Raw genomic sequence first — 24,998 nt, forward strand, 5'->3', positions numbered from 1 at the left:
GAGTTGGGCAGGGGCCGAAGACGTAAGCGTAATGGCCGCCTACCCCCCTTCAGTAAGCCCACGTACCTCCCGGGAAGGTCATAGGTTTGCCACAACACGAACCGTGCGTAACCGGACGCACGGGGTTACCGGCCGTCCGCGCGCCCGTGTGCGCCCCGGCCGCTGGGCCGCATTCACCCGCGTACCGGGATTGCCTCCCCATCCGAGGGCAAGATGCGGGATCATGTCTGGCATGACCGAGGTGTCCTCGCTCACAGGGCGGCTGCTCGTGGCCACGCCCGCCCTGGCGGACCCGAACTTCGACCGTGCGGTGGTGCTCCTCCTCGACCACGACGAGGAGGGCTCGCTCGGTGTGGTGCTCAACCGGCCCACCCCCGTGGACGTGGGTGACATCCTGGAGGGCTGGGCGGACCTCGCGGGCGAGCCCGGCGTCGTCTTCCAGGGCGGACCGGTGTCGCTGGACTCGGCGCTCGGTGTCGCGGTGATTCCCGGCGGCGCCACTCAGGAGGGCGCCCCGCTCGGGTGGCGGCGGGTGCACGGCGCGATCGGCCTGGTCGATCTGGAGGCTCCGCCCGAACTGCTCGCCAAGGCGCTCGGCTCGCTGCGGATCTTCGCGGGATACGCGGGCTGGGGTCCGGGCCAGCTGGAGGACGAACTGGTCGACGGAGCGTGGTACGTCGTCGAGTCGGAGCCGGGCGATGTCTCGTCCCCGGCGCCGGAGCGACTCTGGCGGGAGGTGCTGCGCCGCCAGCGCAGTGAGCTGGCGATGGTGGCCACCTATCCGGACGACCCTACGCTCAACTGATGCGTGTGAGCTTCAGTACCCTTGGCGGTATGAGCACTCTTGAGCCCGAGCGCGGTACTGGTACGGGGACCCTCGTAGAGCCGACGCCGCAGGTGTCGCACGGCGACGGTGACCACGAGCGCTTCGCCCACTACGTCCAGAAGGACAAGATCATGGCGAGCGCCCTGGACGGAACGCCCGTCGTGGCGCTGTGCGGCAAGGTGTGGGTCCCGGGCCGTGACCCGAAGAAGTACCCCGTCTGCCCCATGTGCAAGGAGATCTACGAATCCATGGCCGGTGGCGGCGACGAGGGCAAGGGCGGCGACAAGTAGCGGGCCGGGCTCGACGTCTGACAACTGCGGGACCCCCGGGACGCGTTTCGGCGCACCCCGGGGGTCTTTGCGTCCCCTTGTCATGGTGTTCATGGAGCCCCTAGCCTCCGTTGTGCAGAGCAGAACGGCCATTGCATGCCTTGCAACGAGCTCGCCTCTTGGAGAATGCTCCATGAATCCCTCTGCCCGAGCCGCCGCACCGCGGGCCGCCCTCGCCGGGACCCGCGCACAGCGCCACGGTGGACGGCCGTGTCCGCGGGGCCCCGTGTTTCACGGTCTGCGGCGCCCCCTGCTTCGGGGGCGTGCGCGCCCTCCGCTGCCGTACCGGTGTCTTCAGGGGGCCGGGTCCGCAAGTTCCCCAGGCTCGGGCCGAGTTGACTGGAATTGCGCGCAGGATCCAACCCGTGCGGCCCGATTCGCTCGGCAACGGCAACTGTTCCCGGCCGCGCCCTCGCACCCTGCCCCCTTCCCGGGATTCCTTACGGTGGGTCTTCGGGCAACAGGAATTCGGCCGTTATCTCCTCAACGGCGTGCTCCTCGCGGGGTCTGTGCGGTGGTCGCCTCCGCGCTGTTCCCGTCTCTCGGGGCAACTACCGTGGCACCATTCCGCTTTCCTTTCCGGGCCACCTTGTCGATCACGATTCCGATCGCCCCGACGATCACTTTTCCCGCTCGTGCCACCCGGTCTGATGGCGATTCCGGTACCGGTCTTCTTCGTGCTCGTACTCGTACAGCCCCGCCCGGTCTCAGGACCGGGCGGGGCGGTGAAGGACTGACGTGATGGAACTGATTCCGGTGCCGCGCGCCGTCGAAGGCCCCGTGCGCGGCGGTGTCCGGCTCGACGGGGAGACCGTCCTGTGGGCCGCGCCCGGTACGGAAACCACGGAACGCTGGCTGCGTGCCACGCTCGGCGCTGCTCTCGGCCTGTCCTTGCCGCCGGGCCCGGAGGACGGCCGCAACGCCGTACGGCTGCACCTGGACGACACGCTCGAGCCGGAGGGGTACACGCTCGCCGTCACCGCCGAGGCGGGCGTCGACATCCGGGGCGGCGGCGCGGCCGGTCTGTTCTGGGGTGCCCAGACGTTCCGTCAGCTGCTCGGTCCCGAGGCCTTCCGCCGCGCCCCGGTCACCGGGAAACGGGAGTGGGAGGTGGCCGGTGTGACGATCCATGACGCCCCCCGCTTCCGCTGGCGCGGTCTTCTGCTCGACGTCGCCCGGCACTTCATGCCCAAGGACGGCGTCCTGCGCTATCTGGATCTGATGGCCGCGCACAAACTCAACGTCTTCCACTTCCACCTCACCGACGACCAGGGCTGGCGCGTGGAGATCAGGCGTCACCCGAAGCTCACCGAGGCCGGATCCTGGCGGGCGCGCACCAAATTCGGCCACCGGGCCTCGCCACTGTGGGAGGAGAAGCCGCACGGCGGTTTCTACACACAGGACGACATCCGCGAGATCGTCGCGTATGCGGCCGAGCGGCATATCACCGTCGTCCCCGAGATCGACGTTCCCGGGCACAGCCAGGCGGCCATCGCCGCGTATCCGGAACTCGGCAACTCCGACGTCGTCGACACCGCTTCCCTGACGGTCTGGGACAACTGGGGAGTCTGCGAAAACGTCCTCGCGCCCACGGACACCTCCCTGCGCTTCTACGAGGGGGTGTTCGAGGAAATCCTGGAACTGTTCCCCTCGGAGTTCATCCACATCGGCGGCGACGAGTGCGCAAAGGACCAGTGGCGGAGGTCCCCGGCCGCCCAGGCGCGCATCGCGGAACTGGGGCTGGCCGACGAGGAGGAACTGCAGTCCTGGTTCGTCCGGCACTTCGACACCTGGCTCACCGCCCGGGGCCGTCGGCTCATCGGCTGGGACGAGATCCTGGAGGGCGGCCTCGCCGACGGCGCCGCGGTGTCCTCGTGGCGCGGGTACGCGGGCGGCATCACCGCCGCGCGCGCCGGGCACGACGTCGTGATGTGCCCGGAGCAGCAGGTGTACCTGGACCACCGTCAGGACGGCGGCGAGGACGAGCCGGTGCCCATCGGATATGTGCGCACCCTGGAGGACGTCTACCGGTTCGAGCCGGTTCCGCCCCAGCTCACCGAGGAGCAGGCCCGGCATGTCCTGGGCACCCAGGCCAATGTGTGGACCGAGGCGACGGAGGATCAGGCGCGGGTCGACTACCAGACCTTCCCCCGGCTCGCGGCCTTCGCCGAGGTCGCCTGGAGCGCCCTGCCCGCCCCCGGGGCCCGCGACTTCGAGGACTTCGGACGGAGGATGGCCGCCCACTACCCCCGGCTCGACGCCCTGGGGGTGGCCTACCGGCCGCCCACGGGTCCGCGGCCGTGGCAGCGGCGACCCGGTGTGCTCGGACGCCCGATCGAGGGTGCGCCCCCGAACGTGTGAGGCGGCACGCGACGGGCAGGCGGGGGACCGGACTCCCTGGAAGCGTGACCCCGCACGGAAAAGTCGCACACAGATCCCCGAAGGGCAGCAATTCGCCCCCACCGGGGATCCCGTGGCAAAACGGACCATCACTCTGGTGAGGGGGCGAATGCCTCCTAGCGGACCCCCGCGTCGGGGGCCGGGAAAGATGTGCCAGAGTTGCCACGTCCGCCCTGTGAGCACGTACCGTACGGCAGCACAGGTGGGACCAGGTGGGGCAGCGGGAAGGGGCAGCCGGTTTGACCACGCACGCACCGCAGGCGGCGCAGGCCGTGACGCTGCCCGCCTCGCTGGACGAGGCCGTGGCGGCCCTCGCCGCCATGCCGGCCGCCGTCCCCGTGGCGGGTGGCACCGACCTCATGGCCGCGGTCAACTCCGGACAGCTGCGGCCCGCCGCGCTGGTCGGTCTCGGCCGCATCAGCGAGATCCGCGGCTGGCAGTACCAGGACGGCCATGCGCTGCTCGGCGCCGGCCTCACCCACGCGCGCATGGGACGCCCCGACTTCGCGGCCCTCATCCCCGCCCTCGCGGCGGCGGCGCGCGCGGCCGGACCGCCCCACATCCGCAACGCGGGCACCCTGGGCGGCAACATCGCCTCGGCCGCGCCCACCGGTGACGCGCTTCCGGTGCTGGCCGCGCTGGAGGCCACGCTGATCATCGCGGGCCCGGGCGGATCCCGGCGGGAGATCCCGGTCTCGCATCTGCTCGCGGGCGTCGAGATGCTGCGCGCCGGTGAACTCATCGGCTATGTGCGGGTGCCGCTGCTGCACGCCCCCCAGGTCTTCCTGAAGGCCACCGGGCGCACCGGCCCGGGGCGCGCCGTCGCGTCCGTGGCGCTGGTCCTCGACCCGGCGCGGCGCGGGGTGAGGTGCGCCGTCGGTGCCATAGCGCCGATGCCGCTGCGCCCCCTGGACGCCGAGCAGTGGGTGGCCCAGCTCATCGACTGGGACAACAGCCGCGCGATCGTCCCGGAGGCGCTGACCGCCTTCGGCGAGTACGTGGCCGCGGCCTGCATCCCCGATCCGGCCCCGGCCGAGGACGGCACCGTGGAGCAGCTGCCGCCGACCGTACTGCACCTGCGGCGCACCGTCGGCGCGCTGGCCCGACGAGCACTGGGGAGGGCACTGTCGTGACGGACGACCAGCACCCGGAGGACACCCCCGAGGGGGGCGCCCGCAGCTCCTGGGAGCGGCTGCCGCAAGGGGACTACGACGACGGCGCCACCGCCTTCGTGCAGCTCCCCGAGGGGGGTATCGACGCCCTCCTCGCCTCGTACAGCCCGCTGGCGGCACCCGGTCACGGCTACGTGCCCCCGAGGTTCACCCCGGCCGCCGAGCCGGGCCCCGATCCGGCCGCGGGCGGCGGCTGGGCGGCGCCCGCCGAGGGTGCCGAATGGCCCGACCCGAACGCCGCACACCAGGAAGGCGCGGACGACCGGTTCACGTACCACCCCGGCGCGACCGGGCAGTGGACCTTCGAGGAGACCGGGGCCGCGCGGGAGACGCCCGCGGCCGGTCACGATGTCACCGGGCAGTGGTCGATTCCGGTGGCGGGCGGCGATCTTCCGGACGAATCGGGCGAGTTCAGCACGTCGTCGCTCGTCGAGCAGTGGGGCGGCAACCCGCCCGCGACCCTGCCGGGCGGGGCGCCCGCGCCCTGGGCGACGGAAGGGGCCGGACACCGGTGGCCGGACGGGACGCCGGAGACCGATGAGGAGCCGGTGGCGCAAGCGCCCGCCGAGGCCCCTGGAGAGCCGTCCGACGGGCCGTACGAGGACATGCGGGCCGATGGGCGGCCCGAGGCGCCCCAGGCCGTCCAGCAGCCGTCTGGGCCCCCCGACGCGCCCGGCCCCGGGGAGACTTCGGCCCCCGCACCGGCCGTGGACCGCGCACCGGCCGCCGTCCAGGGGCCCGGATCGCGGCCCGCACCGGCACCGGAGGCCGCCGACGCCCCTGACCCGGCTCTCGAGCAGGATTCCGAGCCCGCGCCCGTGCACGACGAGCACCCCTTGGCGTCGTACGTCCTGCGGGTGAACGGCGCCGACCGGCCCGTCACCGACGCCTGGATCGGCGAGTCGCTGCTGTACGTGCTGCGCGAGCGGCTCGGTCTCGCCGGCGCCAAGGACGGCTGCTCGCAGGGCGAGTGCGGCGCCTGCAACGTCCAGGTCGACGGACGGCTCGTGGCCTCCTGCCTGGTGCCCGCCGTCACCGCAGCGGGCAGCGAGGTGCGTACGGTCGAGGGCCTCGCCGTCGACGGACAGCCCTCGGAGGTGCAGCGGGCGCTCGCCAGGTGCGGCGCCGTGCAGTGCGGTTTCTGCGTCCCCGGTATGGCGATGACGCTTCACGACCTCCTGGAGGGCAACCCCGCGCCCACCGAACTGGAGGCCCGCCAGGCCCTGTGCGGGAACCTGTGCCGCTGCTCCGGCTACCGGGGCGTCCTGGAGGCCGTCAGGGAGGTCGTCGCCGAGCGCGGGACCCACAAGGAGGCCGAGTCCGCACGGGACGGCGACGAGCCGCGCATCCCGCACCAGGCGGGCCCGGGCGCGGGCGGCGTCCACCCCTCCGCGTTCGAGAACTTCGACGGCACAGCCCCGAACGAGCACCCGTACGGCCAGGACGGAGGCCAGGCGTGAGCAACGAAGGCGCCACCGCGACCACCGCGGCGGCGGCACCCGCCCCCGAGCCGCTGCCGCACGGCCTGGGCGTTTCCCTGCCCTCCGCGGACGCCCGGGCCAAGACCGAGGGCACCTTCCCGTACGCGGCCGACCTGTGGGCCGAGGGCCTGCTGTGGGCCGCCGTGCTGCGCTCGCCGCACCCGCACGCGCGCATCCTGTCCATCGACACCAGCCACGCGCGCGAGATGCCCGGCGTCCGGGCCGTCGTCACCCACGAGGACGTGCCCGGCGGCGCGCCCCACGGCCGTGGCGCGGCCGACCGCCCCGTGTTCGCCTCCGAGGTCGTGCGCCACCACGGGGAGCCCCTCGCCGCCGTCGCCGCCGACCACCCCGACACCGCGCGCATGGCCGCCGCCGCGGTCATCGTCGAGTACGAGGTGCTCGACCCGGTGACCGACCCCGAACAGGCCTTCGAGGCCGAGCCGCTGCACCCCGACGGCAACCTGATCCGCCACATCCCGCTGCGCCACGGCGACCCGGACGCGCTCGGCGAGGTCGTCGTCGAGGGCCTCTACCGCATCGGCCGCCAGGACCCCGCACCGATCGGCGCGGAGGCCGGGCTCGCCGTGCCCCGGCCCGACGGCGGGGTCGAGCTGTACGTCGCCTCCACCGACCCGCACGCCGACCGCGACCGGGCGGCGGCGGTCTACGGCCTGGAACCCGACCGGGTGAAGGTCGTTGTCACCGGGGTGCCGGGCGCCACCGCGGACCGCGAGGACCCGGGCTTCCAACTCCCGCTCGGCCTGCTCGCCCTGAAGACCGGATGCCCGGTCAAGCTGGCCGCGACGCGTGAGGAATCCTTCCTGGGACACGTCCACCGCCACCCCACCCTCCTGCGCTACCGCCACCACGCGGACGCCGAGGGCAACCTGGTGAAGGTCGAGGCCCAGATCCTGCTCGACGCGGGCGCGTACGCGGACACCTCCTCCGACGCGCTCGCCGCAGCGGTCTCCTTCGCCTGCGGCCCGTACGTCGTCCCGAACGCCTTCATCGAGGGCTGGGCCGTACGCACCAACAACCCGCCCTCGGGCCATGTGCGCGGCGAAGGCGCGATGCAGGTGTGCGCGGCGTACGAGGCCCAGATGGACAAGCTCGCCAAGAAGCTGGGCCTCGACCCGGCGGAACTGCGGCTGCGCAACGTCATGGCGACCGGCGACGTCCTGCCGACCGGCCAGACGGTCACCTGCCCGGCGCCGGTGGCCGAACTGCTCGAGGCCGTACGGGACCACCCGCTGCCCCAGCTCCCCAAGGACACTCCCGAGGAGGAGTGGCTGCTGCCGGGCGGCCCCGAGGGAGCAGGCGAGCCCGGTGCCGTGCGCCGCGGTGTCGGCTACGGCCTCGGCATGGTGCACATGCTCGGCGCGGAGGGCGCCGACGAGGTCTCCACGGCGACGGTGAAGGTCCACGACGGAGTGGCGACCGTCCTGTGCGCGGCCGTCGAGACCGGCCAGGGCTTCACCACGCTGGCCCGGCAGATCGTCCAGGAGACGCTCGGCATCGACGAGGTGCACGTGGTACCGGTCGACACGGACCAGCCGCCTGCGGGCGCGGGCTGCCGTGGCCGCCACACATGGGTGTCGGGCGGCGCGGTGGAACGAGCCGCGAAAATGGTCCGCACACAACTTCTGCAGCCGCTGGCGCACAAGTTCGGCATGTCGACCGAGCTGCTCCAGATCACCGACGGCAAGATCACCTCGTACGACGGGGTGCTGTCGACCACGGTCGCCGAGGCCATGGACGGCAAGGAGCTGTGGGCCACCGCGCAGTGCCGCCCGCACCCGACGGAGCCGCTGAACGAGACGGGCCAGGGCGACGCCTTCGTGGGGCTCGCGTTCTGCGCGATCCGCGCCGTGGTCGACGTGGACATCGAGATCGGCTCGGTGCGGGTCGTGGAGCTGGCACTGGCCCAGGACGTGGGCCGGGTGCTGAACCCGGTGCAGCTCGCCGCACGCCTGGAGGCCGGCGTCACCCAGGGCGTGGGCATCGCACTCACGGAGAACCTGCGCACGGCGCGCGGCCTGATCCGCCACCCCGACCTGACCGGCTACTCCCTGCCGACGGCCCTGGACGCGCCCGAGATCAAGATCGTCAAGCTGGTCGAGGAGCGGGACGTGGTCGCGCCCTTCGGCGCGAAGTCGGTCAGCGCCGTGCCCGTGGTGACATCCCCGGCGGCGATCGCGTCCGCGGTGCGCGCGGCGACGGGCCGCCCCGTCAACCGTCTGCCGATCCGCCCGCAGGCAGCGGTCGTGACGACACTCACCTGAGGGGTCTCCTTCCGTGCTCCCCGGCGTTGTCAGTGGCGCTCCGTAACGTTCTTGGTGTTGGGGAGAGCCGTTTCACGGCAGGGGTGGAGAACGGCTTGGTCTTTCCGGACGAGCACGGCATCTCGGCCATGTCAGACGGGAACTGAGACGGACGATCGAAAGGGCGGCACCCCTTCGGGGGTGCCGCCCTTTCGTCATGCCTGGTCAGGCACGTAGAGGCCGTGGCGGGATTCGAACCCACGTAACTCGCTTTGCAGGCGAGCCCCTGAACCACTCGGGCACACGGCCAAGATCAGGTGCGGCACGGCTCACTCGTTCCGACCTGATGTCCATGACGGTAGGGCGAGGCGATCAGGGCGTTCAAGAGGATCGCCGGCGCTGCAACAGGACCGCCATACGCCGTTCATGAAAGTCCGGTCCTACGACCAAGGGCCGAACCGATCACCGTCTCCCGACAGGAGTCAACCCGCTTCGAGCCCCTTACCCTGACCTGCATGACAGCCCTGGAACCCCGCGACTCCGCCGCCACCGGCGCCGCTCCCCTCCCCTCGAACGACGACACCGGCGTGCTGGGCCGGCCGTACCGGGCCCTGACCATCGGTATCGTCTCCGTCGTCCTGCTCATCGCCTTCGAGGCCACGGCCGTCGGCACCGCGATGCCCGTCGCGGCGCGCGAGCTGGACGGGCTGTCCCTCTACGCGTTCGCCTTCTCCGGGTACTTCACCACGAGTCTGTTCGGCATGGTGTTCGCCGGGCAGTGGTCGGACCGCAGCGGCCCGCTCGCCTCACTGACCTGCGGCATCGCCGCCTTCGCGGCGGGCTTGCTGCTGTCGGGGACGGCCGGGACGATGTGGCTGTTCATCCTGGGCCGGGCCGTGCAGGGACTCGGTGGCGGACTGGTCATCGTCGCCCTGTACGTGGTCGTCGGCCGCGCCTATCCGGAGCGGCTGCGACCGGCGATCATGGCGGCGTTCGCGGCGTCCTGGGTGGTCCCGTCGGTGGTCGGCCCGCTGGCGTCGGGTGCGGTGACCGAACAGCTCGGCTGGCGCTGGGTGTTCATCGGCATTCCCGTCCTCGTGGTGTTCCCGCTGGCGCTCGCCCTGCCGCAGATACGGCGCCGGGCGGCCGGCCCCGCCGAGCCGGATGCGGCGGCCCCCTTCGACGCCCGCCGCATCCGGCTGGCGCTCGGCATTTCGCTGGGCGCGGGACTACTGCAGTACGCGGCACAGGACCTGAACCCCCTCTCGCTCCTGCCCGCGACCGCGGCCGCCGCGCTGCTGATCCCCGCGGTGCGAGGGCTGCTGCCCCGCGGCACCTGCCGGGCGGCCCGCGGGCTGCCGTCCGTGGTGCTGCTGCGCGGAGTGGCGGCGGGCTCCTTCATCGCGGCGGAGAGCTTCGTCCCGCTCATGCTGGTGACCCAGCGGGGGCTGTCGCCGACACTGGCCGGGTTCTCGCTCGCGGCGGGCGGCGGCGCCTGGGCGCTGGGGTCGTACGTACAGTCGAGGCCACGACTGGAGCCGTACCGGGAGCGGCTGATGACGCTGGGCATGCTCGTCGTCGCCGCCGCGATCGCCACGGCGCCCAGCGTGCTGATCCACCCGGTGCCCGTCTGGACCGTCGCCGTCGCCTGGGGTTTCGGCTGTTTCGGTATGGGTCTGGTCGTCTCCTCCACCAGCGTCCTGCTGCTGCACCTGTCCGCCCCTGAGGAGGCGGGCGCCAACTCGGCCGCCCTGCAGATCTCCGACGGCCTGTCCAACGTCCTTCTGCTCTCCGCGGGCGGTGCCGCATTCGCCGCACTCGGCGGCGGCACCGTCGCTCGCACGGCCGCCGAGGCGACCGTCAGCGGCTCCCATCCGGCCGCCTTCGCCGCGGTGTTCCTGCCGATGGCGGCGGTGGCGCTGGCGGGCGCCTGGGTGACCACCCGGCTACGGGAGCGATGACCCCGGGGGAACGGAACCCGGTGATCTGTGACCCGTGTCGCACCGGGGCCGGATGCGGCGCCGTTGCCCCGAGTGGCGGGCGAGCACACCGGTAGGGTGGCCCGGTTGTCATACGTAGCCGAGCCGTCCGACCCGTTACGCCGAGCCGCCCGACCCCCCTTCCACGGAGACCGTGACTACCACCGCCGCCAGTTCCAGTTCTTCGCACCATCTCTCCCCGGCCTTCCCCGGCCGCGCCCCCTGGGGCACCGCCGGCAAACTGCGCGCCTGGCAGCAGGGCGCGATGGAGAAGTACGTACAGGAGCAGCCGCGGGACTTCCTGGCCGTCGCCACGCCCGGTGCCGGCAAGACGACCTTCGCGCTGACGCTCGCGTCCTGGTTGCTGCACCACCATGTCGTGCAGCAGGTGACCGTGGTCGCGCCGACCGAGCATCTGAAGAAGCAGTGGGCGGAGGCGGCCTCGAGGATCGGCATCAAACTCGACCCCGAGTACAGCGCGGGACCGCTCGGCAGGGAGTACCACGGCGTCGCGGTCACCTACGCGGGCGTCGGGGTCCGGCCCATGCTGCACCGGAACCGGGTCGAGCAGCGCAAGACCCTCGTCATCCTCGACGAGATCCACCATGCCGGGGACTCCAAGTCCTGGGGCGAGGCCTGTCTGGAGGCGTTCGAGCCGGCCACCCGTCGGCTCGCCCTGACCGGTACGCCGTTCCGGTCCGACACCAACCCCATTCCCTTCGTCATGTACGAGGAGGGGAACGACGGCATCCGGCGGTCCGCCGCCGACTACACCTACGGATACGGGTCCGCGCTCGCCGACGGGGTGGTGCGGCCGGTCATCTTCCTTTCCTACAGCGGCAATATGCGCTGGCGCACCAAGGCGGGCGACGAGATCGCCGCCCGGCTCGGCGAGCCCATGACGAAGGACGCCGTCAGTCAGGCCTGGCGCACCGCACTCGACCCGCGGGGCGAGTGGATGCCCAGCGTGCTGCGCGCCGCGGACCAGCGGCTGACCGAGGTCCGCAAGGCCGTCCCGGACGCCGGTGCCCTCGTCATCGCCTCCGACCAGGAGGCGGCCCGCGCCTACGCCAAGCTCATCCGCGACATCACCGGGCACAAGGCGACCCTCGTCCTGTCCGACGACGCGGGCGCCTCCGACCGCATCGACGAGTTCAGCCACAACAGTGACCGCTGGATGGTCGCGGTGCGCATGGTGTCCGAGGGCGTGGACGTGCCCCGGCTCGCCGTCGGGGTGTACGCGACCACCATCTCGACCCCGCTGTTCTTCGCCCAGGCCGTCGGCCGTTTCGTACGGTCCCGGCGCCGCGGCGAGACCGCCTCCGTCTTCCTGCCCACCGTCCCCGACCTGCTGACCTTCGCCAACGAGATGGAGGTCGAGCGCGACCACGTCCTCGACAAGCCGAAGAAGGACGGCGAGGAGGAGGACCCGTACGCCGAGTCCGAGAAGGAGATGGACGAGGCCAACCGGGAGCAGGACGAGGACACCGGCGAGCAGGACATGCTGCCGTTCGAGGCGCTGGAGTCCGACGCCGTCTTCGACCGGGTCATGTACAACGGCGCCGAGTTCGGCATGCAGGCCCACCCGGGCAGCGAGGAGGAGCAGGACTACCTCGGCATCCCGGGTCTCCTCGAGCCCGAGCAGGTGCAGCTGCTGCTGCAGAAGAGGCAGGCCCGGCAGATCGCGCACAGCCGCAAGAAGCCGGACACGGAGGCCGACCTGCTCGAACTGCCCGCCGACCGGCGCCCCGTGGTCACCCACAAGGAACTGCTGGAGCTGCGCAAACAGCTCAACACCATGGTCGGCGCGTACGTCCACCAGAGCGGCAAGCCGCACGGCGTGATCCACACCGAGCTGCGCCGTGTGTGCGGCGGGCCGCCGAGCGCCGAGTGCACCGCGGGACAGCTGCGCCAGCGGATCGCGAAGGTCCAGGAGTGGGCCACGCGGATGAGGTGACGTCCGGTACGGCTGCACGACTGCCCGAAGATACCGGCGCGTACCGAGGCAAAGGGAGCGCCTTCGCCCCCGTCGCTGACCGGATTCTGGACGGAGCCTTCCGCTGAGCGAACCGGATCGCTAATGTTCCGCCACGCACACGCCCCGTGGCAGCGCCGCCGCGGAGCGCAGCCGTGAAGCGACAGTCCGGGAGGTGCCCGGGCCGCCAGCCGATCGGCGGCCTCTGTAGCGCGTCGCCGAACGGGACTCGGTGCCGCATCCGCCGCGGCAGGCCGTCGGCCTCACCATGAAGGAGTGGGCGTCGTGACCGCGGAGACCTCCCAGACGCTCGACCGGGGCCTCAGGGTCCTCAAGCTGCTCGCCGACACGGACCATGGGCTGACCGTCACCGAGCTGTCCGCCAAACTGGGCGTCAACCGGACCGTTGTGTACCGGTTGTTGGCCACCCTGGAGCAGCACTCCCTCGTACGCCGCGACCTGGGCGGCCGCGCCCGGGTCGGGCTCGGGGTGCTGCGCCTGGGCCGTCAGGTGCATCCGCTGGTGCGGGAGGCCGCGCTGCCCGCCCTGCGGGCGCTCGCCGAGGACATCGGGGCGACCGCGCACCTCACCCTGGTCGACGGGTCGGAGGCGCTGGCCGTCGCCGTGGTCGAGCCGACGTGGACCGACTACCACGTGGCCTACCGCGCGGGCTTCCGGCACCCGCTCGACCGGGGAGCCGCCGGACGCGCGATCCTCGCCGCCCGCCGGCAGCCCGTCGCCGAGCCCGGCTACACGCTGACCCACGGAGAACTGGAGGCAGGTGCGAGCGGGGCCGCCGCGCCGCTGCTCGGGGTGACCGGGGTCGAGGGCAGCGTGGGGGTCGTGATGCTGTCGGACTCGGTACCGGAGCGGGTGGGCCCGAGGGTGGTGGACGCGGCGCGGGAGGTGGCGGAGGCGCTGCGCTGACCGTCACGCCGCGGGGACCCCGGGGTTCGGACGGCGGTTGACCAAGTCGTCCCGGGTGCCCTGCCCGGCCTCGGCCGGGAGACGGTCGCTTCGCTCGTCCGTGCGCTACGCGAGTGCCGGAGTCGGCTTGAAGGACCGGCTCACCGCGCCGAGGCCCGCCTAGAGCTCCGTCAGCGTCCTCAACTGCAGCCACAGCACCAGCCGTTCGTCGGGATCGTCCAAGGCGATTCCGATGTGCTGCTGAGCCTGCTTGAGGCGGTAGCGGCAGGTGTTCGGGTGCACCGCGAGCAACTGTGCGGCGCCCGCCATGTCACAGCCGGCCTCGAACCAGGCGAGCAGAGTACGCGCGTACTCGGTGCCGTGCCCGGTGTCGTGCGCAAGGACCTCCTGCCAGGCGCCCACGCTCAACTCGTGCCGCTCGCGGAGCACTTCGGACAGCCGGAGCAGGGTGAGCCGGGGACGCACCCCGGCCGCCGACGCCACCGGAAGCTCCGGCCCGAGCACCCGCAGGACGAGATCCGCATCGTCGCGGGAGACCCGCACCCCGGCGAGCGAGGGCACGACCTCGCCGAGCCCGGCCCGCACCGGCACCCGCAGAGCCCGACCGGCCCGCCGCACGATGTCCTCCGCCAGCCGCAGATGACGGTGCTCCTGGGCACGCCGCTGGGCCGCCGGGGCCTGCTGCTCACGGCGCCCGCCGCTCTCTCGGGGCGCCTCCACGGGCACGGGCAGCAGCGCGTACACGACCCCGTCGACAAGCACACACGCGTGCCGTCCGTAGCGGGCCTCGCACTGGAGCCGTACGAGGTCCAGCAGCCGCAGCGCGGTCTGCTCGCCGTCCGGAGCGGAGACCGTGGAGTCCAGGACGAACGCCGCCACCCGCACGGCCCCGAGACCGAGCCGGTGCGCCGCGGCAGCCGGGTCGGCGGTGCCCTCGAGCAGACGGCGCAGCAGATCACCGTCCTGGTGCCGGGCCAGTTCCTGCGCGGCGCGCGCCCGCAGCAGGAGCAGCGCCGCCGTGGAGGCGCCCTGCGCCAGCGTCTCCTCGGCGTCAGGTGCGAGCCTGCCGTCGTCCACGACCCAGAGCGAGCCCAGGGTCTCGCCACCGGCGCGTACGGCGACGGCGAGCCGCGGCAGCGCCTCGGCGAGCGCCGGCAGCCGCACCGGGCCGTGGGCCGCGAAGACCGTCCGGTACTGCTCGGTGTTCTCCGGGCTCCCCGGCACCCGCAGCCCGAGGATGCCCTGGCGGCGGTCCTCGTCGGTCGCCTGCCCCGGCACCGTCGAGTACGCGAGGATCCGCTGCCTCGGGTCCTCGATCGCGGTGGCCCCGCCGACGGCCGCGGCCACCGTGTCGGCCAGCGCGAAGAGCTCTCCGCGCGCGCTCCCGCCGCCCGCGGCGGCGGGGCGTGCCGCGATCGCCGACGCCAGCAGCAGATGCACCTGGTGCCAGGCCGCGTCCTCGTCCACGGACAGCAACGCGATCCCCGCCGACTCCGCCTCGCCGACGGGCCCGTCCGCGCCCCGTACGACGACGCCTGTCATCCCCGCCTCCGCGGCGGCCCGGGTGAGCGGCCCGGCGGCCGGGGCCCGCTCGCCCACCGCGAGCAGCAGCGCGCCCGGCGCAAGGGGGAGCGGGGCGTGGGCGTCGTACAGCAGCGCCTCGGTGACCGGCGCGGTCAGCCCGGCGGGGGCGGTGTGCAGCCGGACGGAGGGCTCGCCGACAACGTCCAGCAGGTCGCCGAGGGTGCAGACGTCCATGGGGATCCCTCGCTCGGTGGTTTGGAGGATCTCAGGTGGCTTGGAGGATCTCATCAGGAACGTAGTCAGGCTTTGGCCTCCGCCACAACGTGGGGGCGCCACGGGCTCGGGAGACTCGATCCATGAGAGCAGAGACGGACCACTCGGGTGCCCGCGACCGGGCGGCGCGGCTCGCCGAAGCGGCTGCCCGCACCGCCGGCGTTCACCTCAGCACCGTGCACGACGTGGCCGGCCTCGCCGCCGTGACCGACTTCTTCAGCGACGTGTGGCGGACGCCCCGGAGCACCCCGCCGTACCCGGCGGAGGTGCTGCACAGCCTGGTGCACGCCGGCGGCGCAGTGCACGCCGCGTACTTGGCCGACGGGGACCGGCTGGCCGGGGCCTGTGTCGCCGTGTTCGGGCCGCCCGCCGAGGCGGACGCGTACTCCCTGGTGGCGGCGGCCGACCGGGGTGTCGGGTACGCCCTGAAGGAGCGGCAGCGCGTCTGGGCGCTGGAGCGCCGCGCCCGCACCATGCGCTGGACCTTCGACCCGCTGGTCGGCCGCAACGCCCGCTTCAACCTGGTCAAACTGGGTGGGACCGGCACCGAGTACCTGGTCGACTTCTACGGGCCGATGGCCGACGGCGTGAACGACGGCGACGAGAGCGACCGGCTGACGGTCACCTGGGACCTCGCGTCGCCCCGGCAGCCGCAGGAGACCGGCGCTCGCGCGCCCGCACCCCCGACCGTCCCCCCAGCCCTCGGCTCTCGAGCAGGGGGGACCGCCATGGCCCCGGACGGCGCCCCGCTCGCCCTCCGTTCCGACGACGGCCGGCACGTGTGGTGCCGGGTGCCCGAGGACATCGTCGCCCTGCGTGCCGCCGACCCCGACCTCGCCCTGCGCTGGCGGCACGCCGTCCGCGAGGTCTTCACGGCGGCCTTCGCGGAGGGGTTCACGGCCACGGGCATGTCCCGGGAAGGCTGGTACACGCTCACTCGCGAGGAGGACTCCCCGGCATGAAGCTCGAACGCGTCGACATCGTCCATGTGGCGATCCCGCTCGTCACCCCGTTCCGCACCTCCTTCGGGACCATGACGACGAAGGACACCTTCCTCCTCCATGTCGTCACCGACGACGCCGAGGGCTGGTCGGAGTTCGCGGCCGACCCCGAACCGCTGTACTGCTCGGAGTTCGTCGCCGGCGCCGAGATCGTCCTGCGCGACTTCCTGCTGCCGCGCGTCGCCGCCCTGCCCCGCCCGGCGACGGCGGCGCTCGCTCCGGCGATGGCGAAGATCAAGGGCCACGAGCTGGCGAAGGCGGCACTGGAGACGGCGGTCCTGGACGCGGAACTGCGCGCCCACGGGATGCCGTTCGCGACCTATCTGGGGGCGGTACGGGACAGGGTGCCGGCCGGGGTCTCCGTCGGTATCAAGCCGTCCGTCGCGGAACTCCTCGACGACGTGGAGCGCTACCTGGCCGAGGGGTACGTCCGCATCAAGCTGAAGATCGAGCCGGGTTGGGACGTGGAGCCCGTACGAGCCGTCCGTGAGCGCTTCGGGGACGCGCTGCCGCTCCAGGTCGACGCGAACACCGCGTACACGCTTGCCGAGGCGGAGCACCTGCGGAGACTGGACGAGTTCGGGCTGCTGCTCATCGAGGAGCCGCTCGGGGAGAACGACCTGCACGCGCATGCCCGGCTCCAGCGGCGCATCACGACCCCCGTCTGTCTCGACGAGTCCCTGCACAACGCCCGGGACACCGCCTCCGCGATCGCCCTGGACGCCTGCCGGGTCGTCAATGTGAAGCCCGCGCGGGTCGGCGGCTACCTGGAGGCCCGCCGGGTCCACGACGTGGCGCATGCACACGGGGTGCCGGTGTGGTGCGGCGGCATGCTGGAGACGGGCATCGGCCGCGCCCCCAACCTGGCCCTGGCCGCCCTGCCCGGCTTCACCCTCCCCGGAGACACCTCCGCGTCCTCCCGCTACTTCGCCGAGGACATCACCGAGCCGTTCGTGCTCAGGGACGGCCATCTGCCGGTGCCGTCCGCGCCCGGGATCGGCGTCGAACCGCTCCCGGACGCGCTGCGGCGCTTCACCACCGGCCGCAGGGAGCTGTGGCGGCGTTGACCGGGGGATCGGCCGGAAGTCGTCGCCGCGTTAGATTGATCTCGTGCTCTCTCGCCTCTCGCGCCCCAAGGCCGCCGCGCTTTGCGCCCTGCCCGTCGTGGCCCTGCTCGCCACGGCGGTGTTCGCGCCGCTGCCCTTCTCCGTGGCGCAGCCCGGCATGACGGCCAATGTGCTCGGCGAGAACCAGGGCGCCCCCGTGATCACGATCGGCGGAGCGCCCACCCGCCGGACGACCGGTCAGCTGCGGATGACCACCATCGTGGCGACCGGTCCCGATGCGCGTGTCTCGCTCGGCGATGTGATCGACGGCTGGTTCCGCACGGACCGCGCGGTGATGCCGCGTGACGCGGTCTACCCCAGCGGCAACAGTGTCAAGGAGATCGAGCAGCACAACACCGAGCAGATGAAGCAGTCCCAGGACGCGGCGACCCGGGCGGCGCTGGGGTATCTGCATCTGAGCGACAAGAACGTCAAGGTCACGCTGAAGCTTTCGGACGTGGGCGGTCCCAGCGCGGGCCTGCTGTTCACGCTCGGGATCATCGACAGGCTGCGCGGCGACGGCAGCGGCGGCGATCTGACGGGCGGCCGGACCATCGCCGGTACGGGCACGATCGACGGGACCGGCACGGTGGGCGCGGTCGGCGGGGTCGCCCTGAAGACCCAGGCGGCCCGCCGGGACGGCGCGAGTGTCTTCCTGGTCCCGAAGGCGGAGTGCTCCGACGCGTCGGCGGAGCTGCCGACGGGGCTGCGCCTGGTGCCGGTGACCACGCTGAACGGCGCGGTCGACGCGCTGGTGGCCCTGGAGAAGGGGAAGGGCTCGGTACCGAGCTGCTGAGCGGTGTCGGACACCGCCTGGGCCCGGCCGCCGAGGCCCCTGGATCAGGGCTTCTCGGGCCGCCCGGGCCGCTCCCGGTCCTGCGCCGCCTGCTCCACCAGCGGGATGATCCGCAGCGGGACGGCGTCCTCCATGACGATCGCCGTGGAGGCGCGCACGATGCCCTCGAACCCGACGACCAGGTCGATCACCCGCTGGAGGTCGGCGTTCGAGCGGGCCACCAGTCGGCACAGCATGTCCCCGCTCCCCGTGGTGGTGTGCAGCTCGAGGACCTCCGGGACGGTCGCCAGGTGGGCCCGGACGTCCGCGCCCTGCCCCTGGCGGATCTGCAGCGTCGCGAACGCCGTGACCGGGTAGCCGAGCGCGGCGGGATCCACCTGCGGCCCGAACCCGCGGATCACCCCGTTCGACTGGAGGCGGTCCAGACGCGCCTGTACGGTGCCGCGCGCCACCCCGAGCCGCCGGGACATCTCCAGCACCCCGATCCGCGGCTCCCGTGCCAGCAGCACGATGAGCCGGGCGTCCAGATGATCGATCGCCATACCGCGCTCCCCGATGGTCATCCTGTACAGAACGCCCGCAGTCACGGGCACCCTGCTGAGCAGATTGTCCAGTCATCACACAAACTATTGCGCACCTTGCGAAGACGGGTGAGGCTGCGCCTATGACGCAGACCACACACCACACCCCCGACACCGCGCGTGAGGCCGACCCCTTCCCGGTCAAGGGAATGGACGCGGTCGTCTTCGCCGTCGGCAACGCCAAGCAGGCCGCGCACTACTACTCGACCGCCTTCGGCATGCGGCTCGTCGCGTACTCCGGACCGGAGACCGGCAGCCGCGAGACCGCCTCGTACGTCCTCGAGAACGGCTCGGCCCGCTTCGTCCTCACCTCCGTCATCAAGCCGGCCACCGCCTGGGGCCACTTTCTCGCCCAGCACGTGGCCGAGCACGGTGACGGCGTGATCGACCTCGCCATCGAGGTCCCGGACGCGCGCGCCGCGTATGCCTATGCGCTCGAGCACGGCGCCCGCTCGGTCGCCGAGCCGTACGAGCTGAAGGACGAGAACGGCAGCGTCGTCCTGGCGGCGATCGCCACATACGGGGAGACCCGCCACACCCTGGTCGAGCGCACTGGCTACGACGGCCCCTACCTGCCCGGCTTCGTCGCCGCCGAGCCGATGGTCGAGCCGCCCGCGCACCGCACCTTCCAGGCGATCGACCACTGCGTCGGCAACGTCGAACTCGGCCGTATGAACGAATGGGTCGGGTTCTACAACCGGGTCATGGGCTTCACGAACATGAAGGAGTTCGTGGGCGACGACATCGCGACCGAGTACAGCGCGCTGATGTCCAAGGTCGTCGCCGACGGAACGCTCAAGGTCAAGTTCCCGATCAACGAGCCCGCCCTCGCCAAGAAGAAGTCCCAGATCGACGAGTACCTGGAGTTCTACGGCGGCCCCGGCGTCCAGCACATCGCGCTCAACACGAACGACATCGTGCGGACGGTACGGACGATGCGGGCGGCCGGCGTGCAGTTCCTCGACACCCCGGACTCGTACTACGACACCCTCGGCGAATGGGTCGGCGACACCCGCGTCCCCGTCGAGACCCTGCGCGAGCTGAAGATCCTCGCCGACCGCGACGAGGACGGTTATCTGCTGCAGATCTTCACCAAGCCGGTCCAGGACCGTCCGACGGTCTTCTTCGAGATCATCGAACGCCATGGCTCCATGGGCTTCGGCAAGGGCAACTTCAAGGCTCTGTTCGAGGCGATCGAGCGTGAGCAGGCGAAGCGGGGCAACCTGTAGGACACGCTCCTCAGGGACACCCTCCTGGATCCAGAGGGACATCGCCCAGGACCCAGGAGGAGTGGCGAGCCGGCCGGAGAGGAGCAGCGAGCCGGCTGTAGGGGCTAGTAGGAGTAGAAATCCTCCCAGGGCCCCTCCTCCGACGGCTCTCCCAGGTGGCCCAGCGCATCCCGGGCCACCGGCGCCAGCAGGGGTGAGAAGTGGGGGTTGATGCGCAGCGCCTCCCCGAGATGGCGGCGGGCCGGGCCGGTCCGCCGCAGGGCCCTCTCGATCTGGCCCCGGTGGTACGCGTACAACGCGCTGCGCACCCCGCCCGAGGGCTCCCGGTCCGTCGCCCGTGTCGCATAGCCCAGCGCCTCCCGGTTCTGCCCGGCCCGGTGCAGCGCCCAGCCCAGCGCGTCCGCCACCCGGACCCCCGGCTGCCGCCGCCACTCCTGACGCAGCAGTCGCACCCCGGCCGCCGGCTCCCCGTGGTCCGCCTCCAGCAGCCCCAGCACCACCGCGTCGTCCACCCCGACGGCCGCGTCCTTCCGTCCCCGCTCCCGCACCAGGTCGTACTGCGCCGTCGCGTGGTCCTGGTAGCCGAGCGACTGGTACAACTCGCCCAGTTCCAGCGCGTACCCCGGCGACGGCTGCTCCACGAGTGCCGCCCCGTACGCCTCCAGAGCCTCCCGGGTCCGCCCGAGCGCGGCCAGCGCCCGACCCTGCCCGGCCAGAGCGGCGTGCCCGCCGGGGTCGGTCCGCTCCGCCGTCTCGAAGTACCGCAGCGCCTCGCCCGGCTCCCCCCGCTCCCAGGCCAGCTCACCGGCCCGCTCCCAGTCCGCCGCCCGTTCCGCGGCTCCCTCCGCCCGCGCCGCCGCGTCCGACAGCATGGCCGCCGCGTCGTCGCGCCAGCCCCGGGCCCAGTAGACCCGCGCGGCCGCGGTCATCGCCGAGGGCCCGTGCTCCAGCGCGAGCAGCTTGTCCAGCGTCCGGCCCACGGCCTTGTGGTCGCCGAGCCCGTCGTACGCCTCGATCAGCGCCGGATACGCCGTCCACGCCGTGGGCGCCGAGCGCACCGCCGCCTCGGCCCACTGCTTCGCCGCCCGGTGGTCCCCGCGTGCGTTCGCCAGCACGGCGAGCCCGCCCAGCGCCTCGGTGTTCCCCCGCCTGCGCACCGTCAGCGAGGTCCACAGCGCCCTCTCGGCCCGGGGGAAGTCCTGGGCGTCCGACGTCCGCTTCCCCCGGTCCGCATACGCTGCCCCGAGCAGGGCCCAGGCCCGCGCATCACGCGGATGGCTCCGCAGGTACGACTCCCGGTCCGCGATGAACGCCGCGAGATCGGTGAGCGCGGCGGGCACGCCCCCGCTCACCGCGGTCCCGGCCCGGGCCACCGGCCCCGGCGGCACGACCTGCTCGCGCCCGTACCGCATCAGCGTCGGTGCTCCGCCGAGCACGGCACACGCCATCACCGAGGCGATCAGCACGCGCCGGACGGCAGGTGAGCGGCGGGGGCGCGGCACAGCCGGCTGTTCGATCTCCATGTGGCACACGATGCGTCAGTACGACAATCACATCCCGGCGCCCCCGCCCCCGCGCCGAGCGGTTTCACACCGATGGGCCCAGGCCGCCCCCGCCCCGGCGGACGCCTCGCGCGGGCGGGGTTCACACCGCCGTCCCCGGGTGCCACGCTGTGATCATGAGCCGTATCGAAGCCCCGCGCGACGACGTCACCGGCAACCTCCTCGACCGCCTCCGCACCGGCCTGCCGGCCGATGCCGTGCTGGCCGACCCCGACGTCACGGCCTCGTACGCGAACGACATGGCGAGCTTCTGCGCGGCCGGCGCCCCCTCCGTGGTCGTGCTGCCGCGCACCGTCGAGCAGGTCCAGCACGTCATGCGGACCGCGACCGAACTGCGCGTCCCGGTCGTTCCACAGGGCGCCCGCACCGGCCTGTCGGGCGGAGCCAACGCCACCGACGGCTGCATCGTGCTCTCGCTGACGAAGATGGACCGGATCCTGGAGATCAACCCGGTCGACCGCATCGCCGTCGTGGAGCCCGGCGTCATCAACGCCACGCTCTCCCGCGCGGTGGCCGAACACGGCCTCTCCTACCCGCCGGACCCCTCCAGCTGGGAGATGTGCACCATCGGCGGCAACATCGGTACCGCCTCCGGCGGTCTGTGCTGCGTGAAGTACGGGGTGACGGCGGAGTACGTCCTCGGCCTCGACGTCGTCCTCGCCGACGGACGTCTCATGTCCACCGGGCGCCGTACGGCCAAGGGCGTCGCCGGGTACGACCTCACCCGGCTCTTCGTCGGCTCCGAGGGCTCCCTCGGCATCGTCGTCCGCGCGATCCTCGCCCTGAAGCCGCAGCCGCCCCGGCAACTGGTGCTCGCGGCCGAGTTCGCCTCCGCCTCCGCCGCCTGCGACGCGGTGTGCCGGATCATGGCGGGCGGTCATGTGCCGTCCCTCCTCGAACTGATGGACCGTACGACCGTCAAGGCCGTCAACGACCTGGCGCACATGGGCCTGCCGGAGTCCACCGAAGCCCTGCTGCTCGCCGCCTTCGACACCGCGGACCCGGCCGCCGACCTCGCCGCGGTCGGGGCGCTGTGCGAGGCCGCGGGCGCCACCCAGGTCGTCCCGGCCGACGACGAGGCCGAGTCCGAACTGCTCCTGCAGGCCCGCCGGTTGTCGCTCACCGCACTCGAGGCCGTCAAGGGCACCACGATGATCGACGACGTGTGCGTGCCCCGCTCCCGGCTGGGCGAGATGCTCGAGGGGGTCGAGCGGATCGCCGAGAAGTACGGGCTCACCATCGGGGTCTGCGCGCACGCGGGCGACGGCAACACCCACCCGACCGTCTGCTTCGACGCCCAGGATCCCGACGAGTCCCGGCGGGCCCGCGAGTCCTTCGACGAGATCATGGCGCTCGGCCTGGAGCTCGGCGGCACGATCACCGGCGAGCACGGCGTGGGCGTCCTGAAGAGGGAGTGGCTGGCGCGTGAGATCGGCCCGGTGGGCGTGGAGATGCAGCGGGCGGTCAAGAAGGCCTTCGACCCGCTGGGCATCCTCAACCCCGGCAAACTCTTCTGACCCGCTCACCCTCTCGGGTGCGCGGAGCGTGAAGCGAGTTTCGGAGAGAATTTTTCGGAGTGTGTTCCAGGTGTGTACAGGGCGTGCGCGGTGTCGCCCGGAAAGGGTCGGGTACGGGCGGAGCGGCAATGCCTGCTGCGCGCTTCTGATAGATGTGGTTGCCCACACGATCCCCCGAGCAGATACGGGACGACGGACATGAGCGCCCCAACTCCGGCACCCGGCGACGACAGACCTCGCGAAGGGTACTACCCGGACCCGTCCATTCCTGGATATGTCCGGTACTGGAACGGCGTTGCCTGGGTACCGGGCACCAGCCGACCGGCGCCCGCGGGCGGCGAGCCGCTCTCCCCGCCGTCCGGCGCACGCCCCGCAGGGCCCTCGGTCGAGGAGACCGGGCCGCACTTCTTCGACGAGGACCCGGTCGAAGAGCCCCGGCAGAGCCCGGCCGAGGCCCAGCACGGCAGCCGCCCCGAGCCCGCCGCGGCCTGGGGCGCCGACCGCTCCCAGCAGTCCGGCTTCGGCGGCGACCAGGACCGCCGGGTCTCCTGGGGCGCGGCCGGCGACCCGCGGCTGCCGCTCGCCGGCCGTTCCGACGGCGCGATGCCCCATCCCGACGGCGCGGCGACCCGTACGGACGGCACGGCGACGATCCGGCCCGCCGACCCCGGTGCCCGCACCGACTCCGGTCCGGCTTCGGGCACCGGTCCGGCATCCGGCTCCGGTCCGGTTTCCGGCTCCGGCTCATCCCCGGCCCCGGACGGCACGGTGATGTTCCGTCGGCCGACGCGCGGCGAAGGCACCGGAGCGGCTGCCGCGGGCACCTCGGGCACCGGGGGCCCCGCCCCCTCCGAGGGCGCCATGACGTTCCGAGCGCCCTCCCCGCGCACGGGGGAGCAGGCCCGGGACACGGGGGCGGCCGCTTCCGGTCCGGGGCAGCCCACCGCGCACCCGGCGAGCTCCCGGGCCGCGGCCCGCCAGGCGCTGGGCCTGGACCCCGAGGCCCCGGAACCCGCCCCGCAGCAACGCGCCGCTCTGCCCCGGCAGCAGCCGCCCGCCCCGGCGCCGTCGGCGCCCGCGACGGGGCAGCCCCCGCAGCAGCCGGCCGGCTCGCTCTCGCAGCAGCCCGCGGCAAGCCTCCCCCGGCAGTCCGCCGCCCCCGCCGCCACGCCCATGACCTCGGGCCCCGGCGGCGGCCAGCCCTCCTGGGCGCAGCAGGTGCACCAGCTCGCCAGCTCCGGCGCCCAGGACGCCGAGGAAGGGGCCCGGCCCGTCGCACCGTGGAAGCCGCCGGTGGACGACCCGTTCCAGGCGGCCGCCCGCGCCCAGGCGGCGGCCCGGCCCGCGGGTCTCGGCAAGCGGCTGGCCGCCCGGCTCCTCGACACCCTGGTCCTGGCGGCGGTCACGGGCGTGGCCGCCGTACCGCTCGGCACCAAGGCGATCGACCACGTCCACGCCAAGATCGACGCGGCCAAGCTGTCGGGTCAGGCCGTGACCGTGTGGCTGCTCGACGGCACGACCTCGGTGTACCTCGCCGTCGTGCTCGCCGTGCTTCTCGGCTTCGGGGTCCTCTACGAGGTGCTGCCGACCGCCAGATGGGGCCGTACGCTTGCGGGACATCGAGGGCCACGAACCGCCGGCCTTCGGCCCGGCCCTGCGCCGCTGGCTCGTCTACAGCGTGCCCGGCCTGCTGGTCGTCGGTGTCGTCGGCGTCCTGTGGTGCCTGTTCGACCGCCCCTGGCACCAGTGCTGGCACGACAAGGCGGCGCACACGTTCGTGGCGGGCTGACCCGGACGGACCTGTACGGATGCGGAGCCGGAGGGTTCGCGGTCGACTCGGGCCATGAGCACCGAACCGCCGCCCCACGGCTCACAGGACTCCCCGGAGGACGATCCGTTCAGGAAGCAGCAGCCCCCGCCGTCCGAGGGCGGCGGCCCCGGCCCCCACGGGGGCCCACCGCCCGGCGGCGAACCTCCTCACGGCGCCCCGCCACCCGGCGGCCAGCCCCCACCCGGCGGCCAGCCCCCACCCGGTGGCCAGCCCCCACCCGGTGGC

Annotated in this window: 17 protein-coding genes, 1 tRNA gene and 2 pseudogenes; 15 read left to right on the forward strand and 5 right to left on the reverse strand. The window is 72.9% G+C overall.

Going from position 1 to position 24,998, the window contains the following annotated elements:
• The first annotated feature begins 232 nt into the window (after positions 1 to 232).
• The 6 genes from AAW14_RS32290 (at position 233) to AAW14_RS32320 (ending at position 8,493) form a co-directional block, all read left to right on the forward strand.
• A complete protein-coding gene (locus tag AAW14_RS32290) occupies positions 233 to 805 on the forward strand; it encodes a YqgE/AlgH family protein (RefSeq protein ID WP_265567978.1) in 573 nt (190 codons plus the stop codon).
• A gap of 29 nt (positions 806 to 834) precedes the next feature.
• Positions 835 to 1,116, forward strand: a complete 282-nt coding sequence (locus AAW14_RS32295; protein ID WP_265567979.1) for a DUF3039 domain-containing protein — start codon at positions 835 to 837, stop codon at positions 1,114 to 1,116.
• A 780-nt stretch (positions 1,117 to 1,896) separates the two neighbouring features.
• Entirely contained in the window at positions 1,897 to 3,516 is a 1,620-nt protein-coding gene (locus AAW14_RS32305; RefSeq protein ID WP_265567980.1) for a beta-N-acetylhexosaminidase, read from the forward strand.
• A gap of 278 nt (positions 3,517 to 3,794) precedes the next feature.
• Complete coding sequence (locus tag AAW14_RS32310; protein ID WP_265567981.1) at positions 3,795 to 4,688, forward strand: FAD binding domain-containing protein; 894 nt, start codon at positions 3,795 to 3,797, stop codon at positions 4,686 to 4,688.
• On the forward strand, positions 4,685 to 6,187 hold the full coding sequence (locus AAW14_RS32315) for a 2Fe-2S iron-sulfur cluster-binding protein (RefSeq protein ID WP_265567982.1): 1,503 nt from the start codon (positions 4,685 to 4,687) through the stop codon (positions 6,185 to 6,187). The genes AAW14_RS32310 and AAW14_RS32315 overlap by 4 nt, the downstream gene beginning before the upstream one ends.
• Positions 6,184 to 8,493: a xanthine dehydrogenase family protein molybdopterin-binding subunit gene (locus tag AAW14_RS32320; RefSeq protein ID WP_265567983.1), complete on the forward strand. Its 2,310-nt coding sequence runs from the start codon at positions 6,184 to 6,186 to the stop codon at positions 8,491 to 8,493. Before AAW14_RS32315 ends, AAW14_RS32320 begins: the two co-directional genes overlap by 4 nt.
• A 216-nt stretch (positions 8,494 to 8,709) precedes the next feature.
• Here AAW14_RS32320 and AAW14_RS32325 read toward each other — a convergent pair.
• Positions 8,710 to 8,781, reverse strand: a tRNA-Cys gene (locus AAW14_RS32325).
• A 206-nt stretch (positions 8,782 to 8,987) separates the two neighbouring features.
• Here AAW14_RS32325 and AAW14_RS32330 point away from each other — a divergent pair.
• The 3 genes from AAW14_RS32330 to AAW14_RS32340 all read left to right on the forward strand — a co-directional run bounded on the left by AAW14_RS32330 (position 8,988) and on the right by AAW14_RS32340 (position 13,353).
• Complete coding sequence (locus AAW14_RS32330) at positions 8,988 to 10,433, forward strand: MFS transporter (protein WP_265567984.1); 1,446 nt, start codon at positions 8,988 to 8,990, stop codon at positions 10,431 to 10,433.
• 172 nt (positions 10,434 to 10,605) lie between these two features.
• Positions 10,606 to 12,408, forward strand: coding sequence for a DEAD/DEAH box helicase (locus AAW14_RS32335; RefSeq protein WP_265567985.1), 1,803 nt, complete (start codon positions 10,606 to 10,608; stop codon positions 12,406 to 12,408).
• Between the two features lie 303 nt (positions 12,409 to 12,711).
• Positions 12,712 to 13,353: an IclR family transcriptional regulator gene (locus tag AAW14_RS32340; protein ID WP_265567986.1), complete on the forward strand. Its 642-nt coding sequence runs from the start codon at positions 12,712 to 12,714 to the stop codon at positions 13,351 to 13,353.
• Positions 13,354 to 13,512: 159 nt separating this feature from the next.
• On the opposite strand, the gene AAW14_RS32345 is transcribed toward AAW14_RS32340, so the two are convergent.
• Positions 13,513 to 15,111 (reverse strand): PucR family transcriptional regulator, encoded by a 1,599-nt coding sequence (locus tag AAW14_RS32345; RefSeq protein WP_265567987.1) that lies wholly within the window; start codon positions 15,109 to 15,111, stop codon positions 13,513 to 13,515.
• 122 nt (positions 15,112 to 15,233) lie between these two features.
• Between AAW14_RS32345 and AAW14_RS32350 the strand changes: the two genes are divergently transcribed.
• Genes AAW14_RS32350 through AAW14_RS32360 form a run of 3 tightly spaced genes read left to right on the forward strand, consistent with a single transcriptional unit; the run spans position 15,234 to position 18,053 of the window.
• The gene (locus AAW14_RS32350) at positions 15,234 to 16,112 is read left to right on the forward strand and encodes a chorismate synthase (protein ID WP_265567988.1); all 879 of its coding nucleotides are present in this window, start codon (positions 15,234 to 15,236) and stop codon (positions 16,110 to 16,112) included.
• Positions 16,109 to 17,218, forward strand: a complete 1,110-nt coding sequence (gene menC, locus AAW14_RS32355) for an o-succinylbenzoate synthase (RefSeq protein ID WP_265567989.1) — start codon at positions 16,109 to 16,111, stop codon at positions 17,216 to 17,218. Before AAW14_RS32350 ends, menC begins: the two co-directional genes overlap by 4 nt.
• A gap of 43 nt (positions 17,219 to 17,261) precedes the next feature.
• Complete coding sequence (locus AAW14_RS32360) at positions 17,262 to 18,053, forward strand: S16 family serine protease (RefSeq protein ID WP_265567990.1); 792 nt, start codon at positions 17,262 to 17,264, stop codon at positions 18,051 to 18,053.
• A 44-nt stretch (positions 18,054 to 18,097) separates the two neighbouring features.
• Here the strand turns inward: AAW14_RS32360 and AAW14_RS32365 are convergent, their stop codons facing one another.
• The gene (locus AAW14_RS32365) at positions 18,098 to 18,595 is read right to left on the reverse strand and encodes an Lrp/AsnC family transcriptional regulator (protein ID WP_265567991.1); all 498 of its coding nucleotides are present in this window, start codon (positions 18,593 to 18,595) and stop codon (positions 18,098 to 18,100) included.
• Positions 18,596 to 18,717: 122 nt separating this feature from the next.
• Between AAW14_RS32365 and hppD the strand changes: the two genes are divergently transcribed.
• On the forward strand, positions 18,718 to 19,863 hold the full coding sequence (gene hppD / locus AAW14_RS32370; RefSeq protein WP_265567992.1) for a 4-hydroxyphenylpyruvate dioxygenase: 1,146 nt from the start codon (positions 18,718 to 18,720) through the stop codon (positions 19,861 to 19,863).
• 104 nt (positions 19,864 to 19,967) lie between these two features.
• On the opposite strand, the gene AAW14_RS32375 is transcribed toward hppD, so the two are convergent.
• Positions 19,968 to 21,386, reverse strand: coding sequence for a tetratricopeptide repeat protein (locus AAW14_RS32375; RefSeq protein WP_265567993.1), 1,419 nt, complete (start codon positions 21,384 to 21,386; stop codon positions 19,968 to 19,970).
• A 149-nt stretch (positions 21,387 to 21,535) separates the two neighbouring features.
• Here AAW14_RS32375 and AAW14_RS32380 point away from each other — a divergent pair, with 149 nt between their 5' ends.
• On the forward strand, positions 21,536 to 22,942 hold the full coding sequence (locus AAW14_RS32380) for an FAD-binding oxidoreductase (RefSeq protein WP_265567994.1): 1,407 nt from the start codon (positions 21,536 to 21,538) through the stop codon (positions 22,940 to 22,942).
• A 198-nt stretch (positions 22,943 to 23,140) separates the two neighbouring features.
• Positions 23,141 to 24,731, forward strand: a pseudogene (locus AAW14_RS32385) (RDD family protein).
• Positions 24,732 to 24,812: 81 nt separating this feature from the next.
• Here AAW14_RS32385 and AAW14_RS32390 read toward each other — a convergent pair.
• A pseudogene (locus AAW14_RS32390) lies at positions 24,813 to 24,998 on the reverse strand (hypothetical protein); the annotation flags it as partial.

The organism is Streptomyces hygroscopicus, from assembly GCF_026168105.1.
In the GTDB taxonomy this organism is placed as follows: domain Bacteria; phylum Actinomycetota; class Actinomycetes; order Streptomycetales; family Streptomycetaceae; genus Streptomyces; species Streptomyces hygroscopicus_D.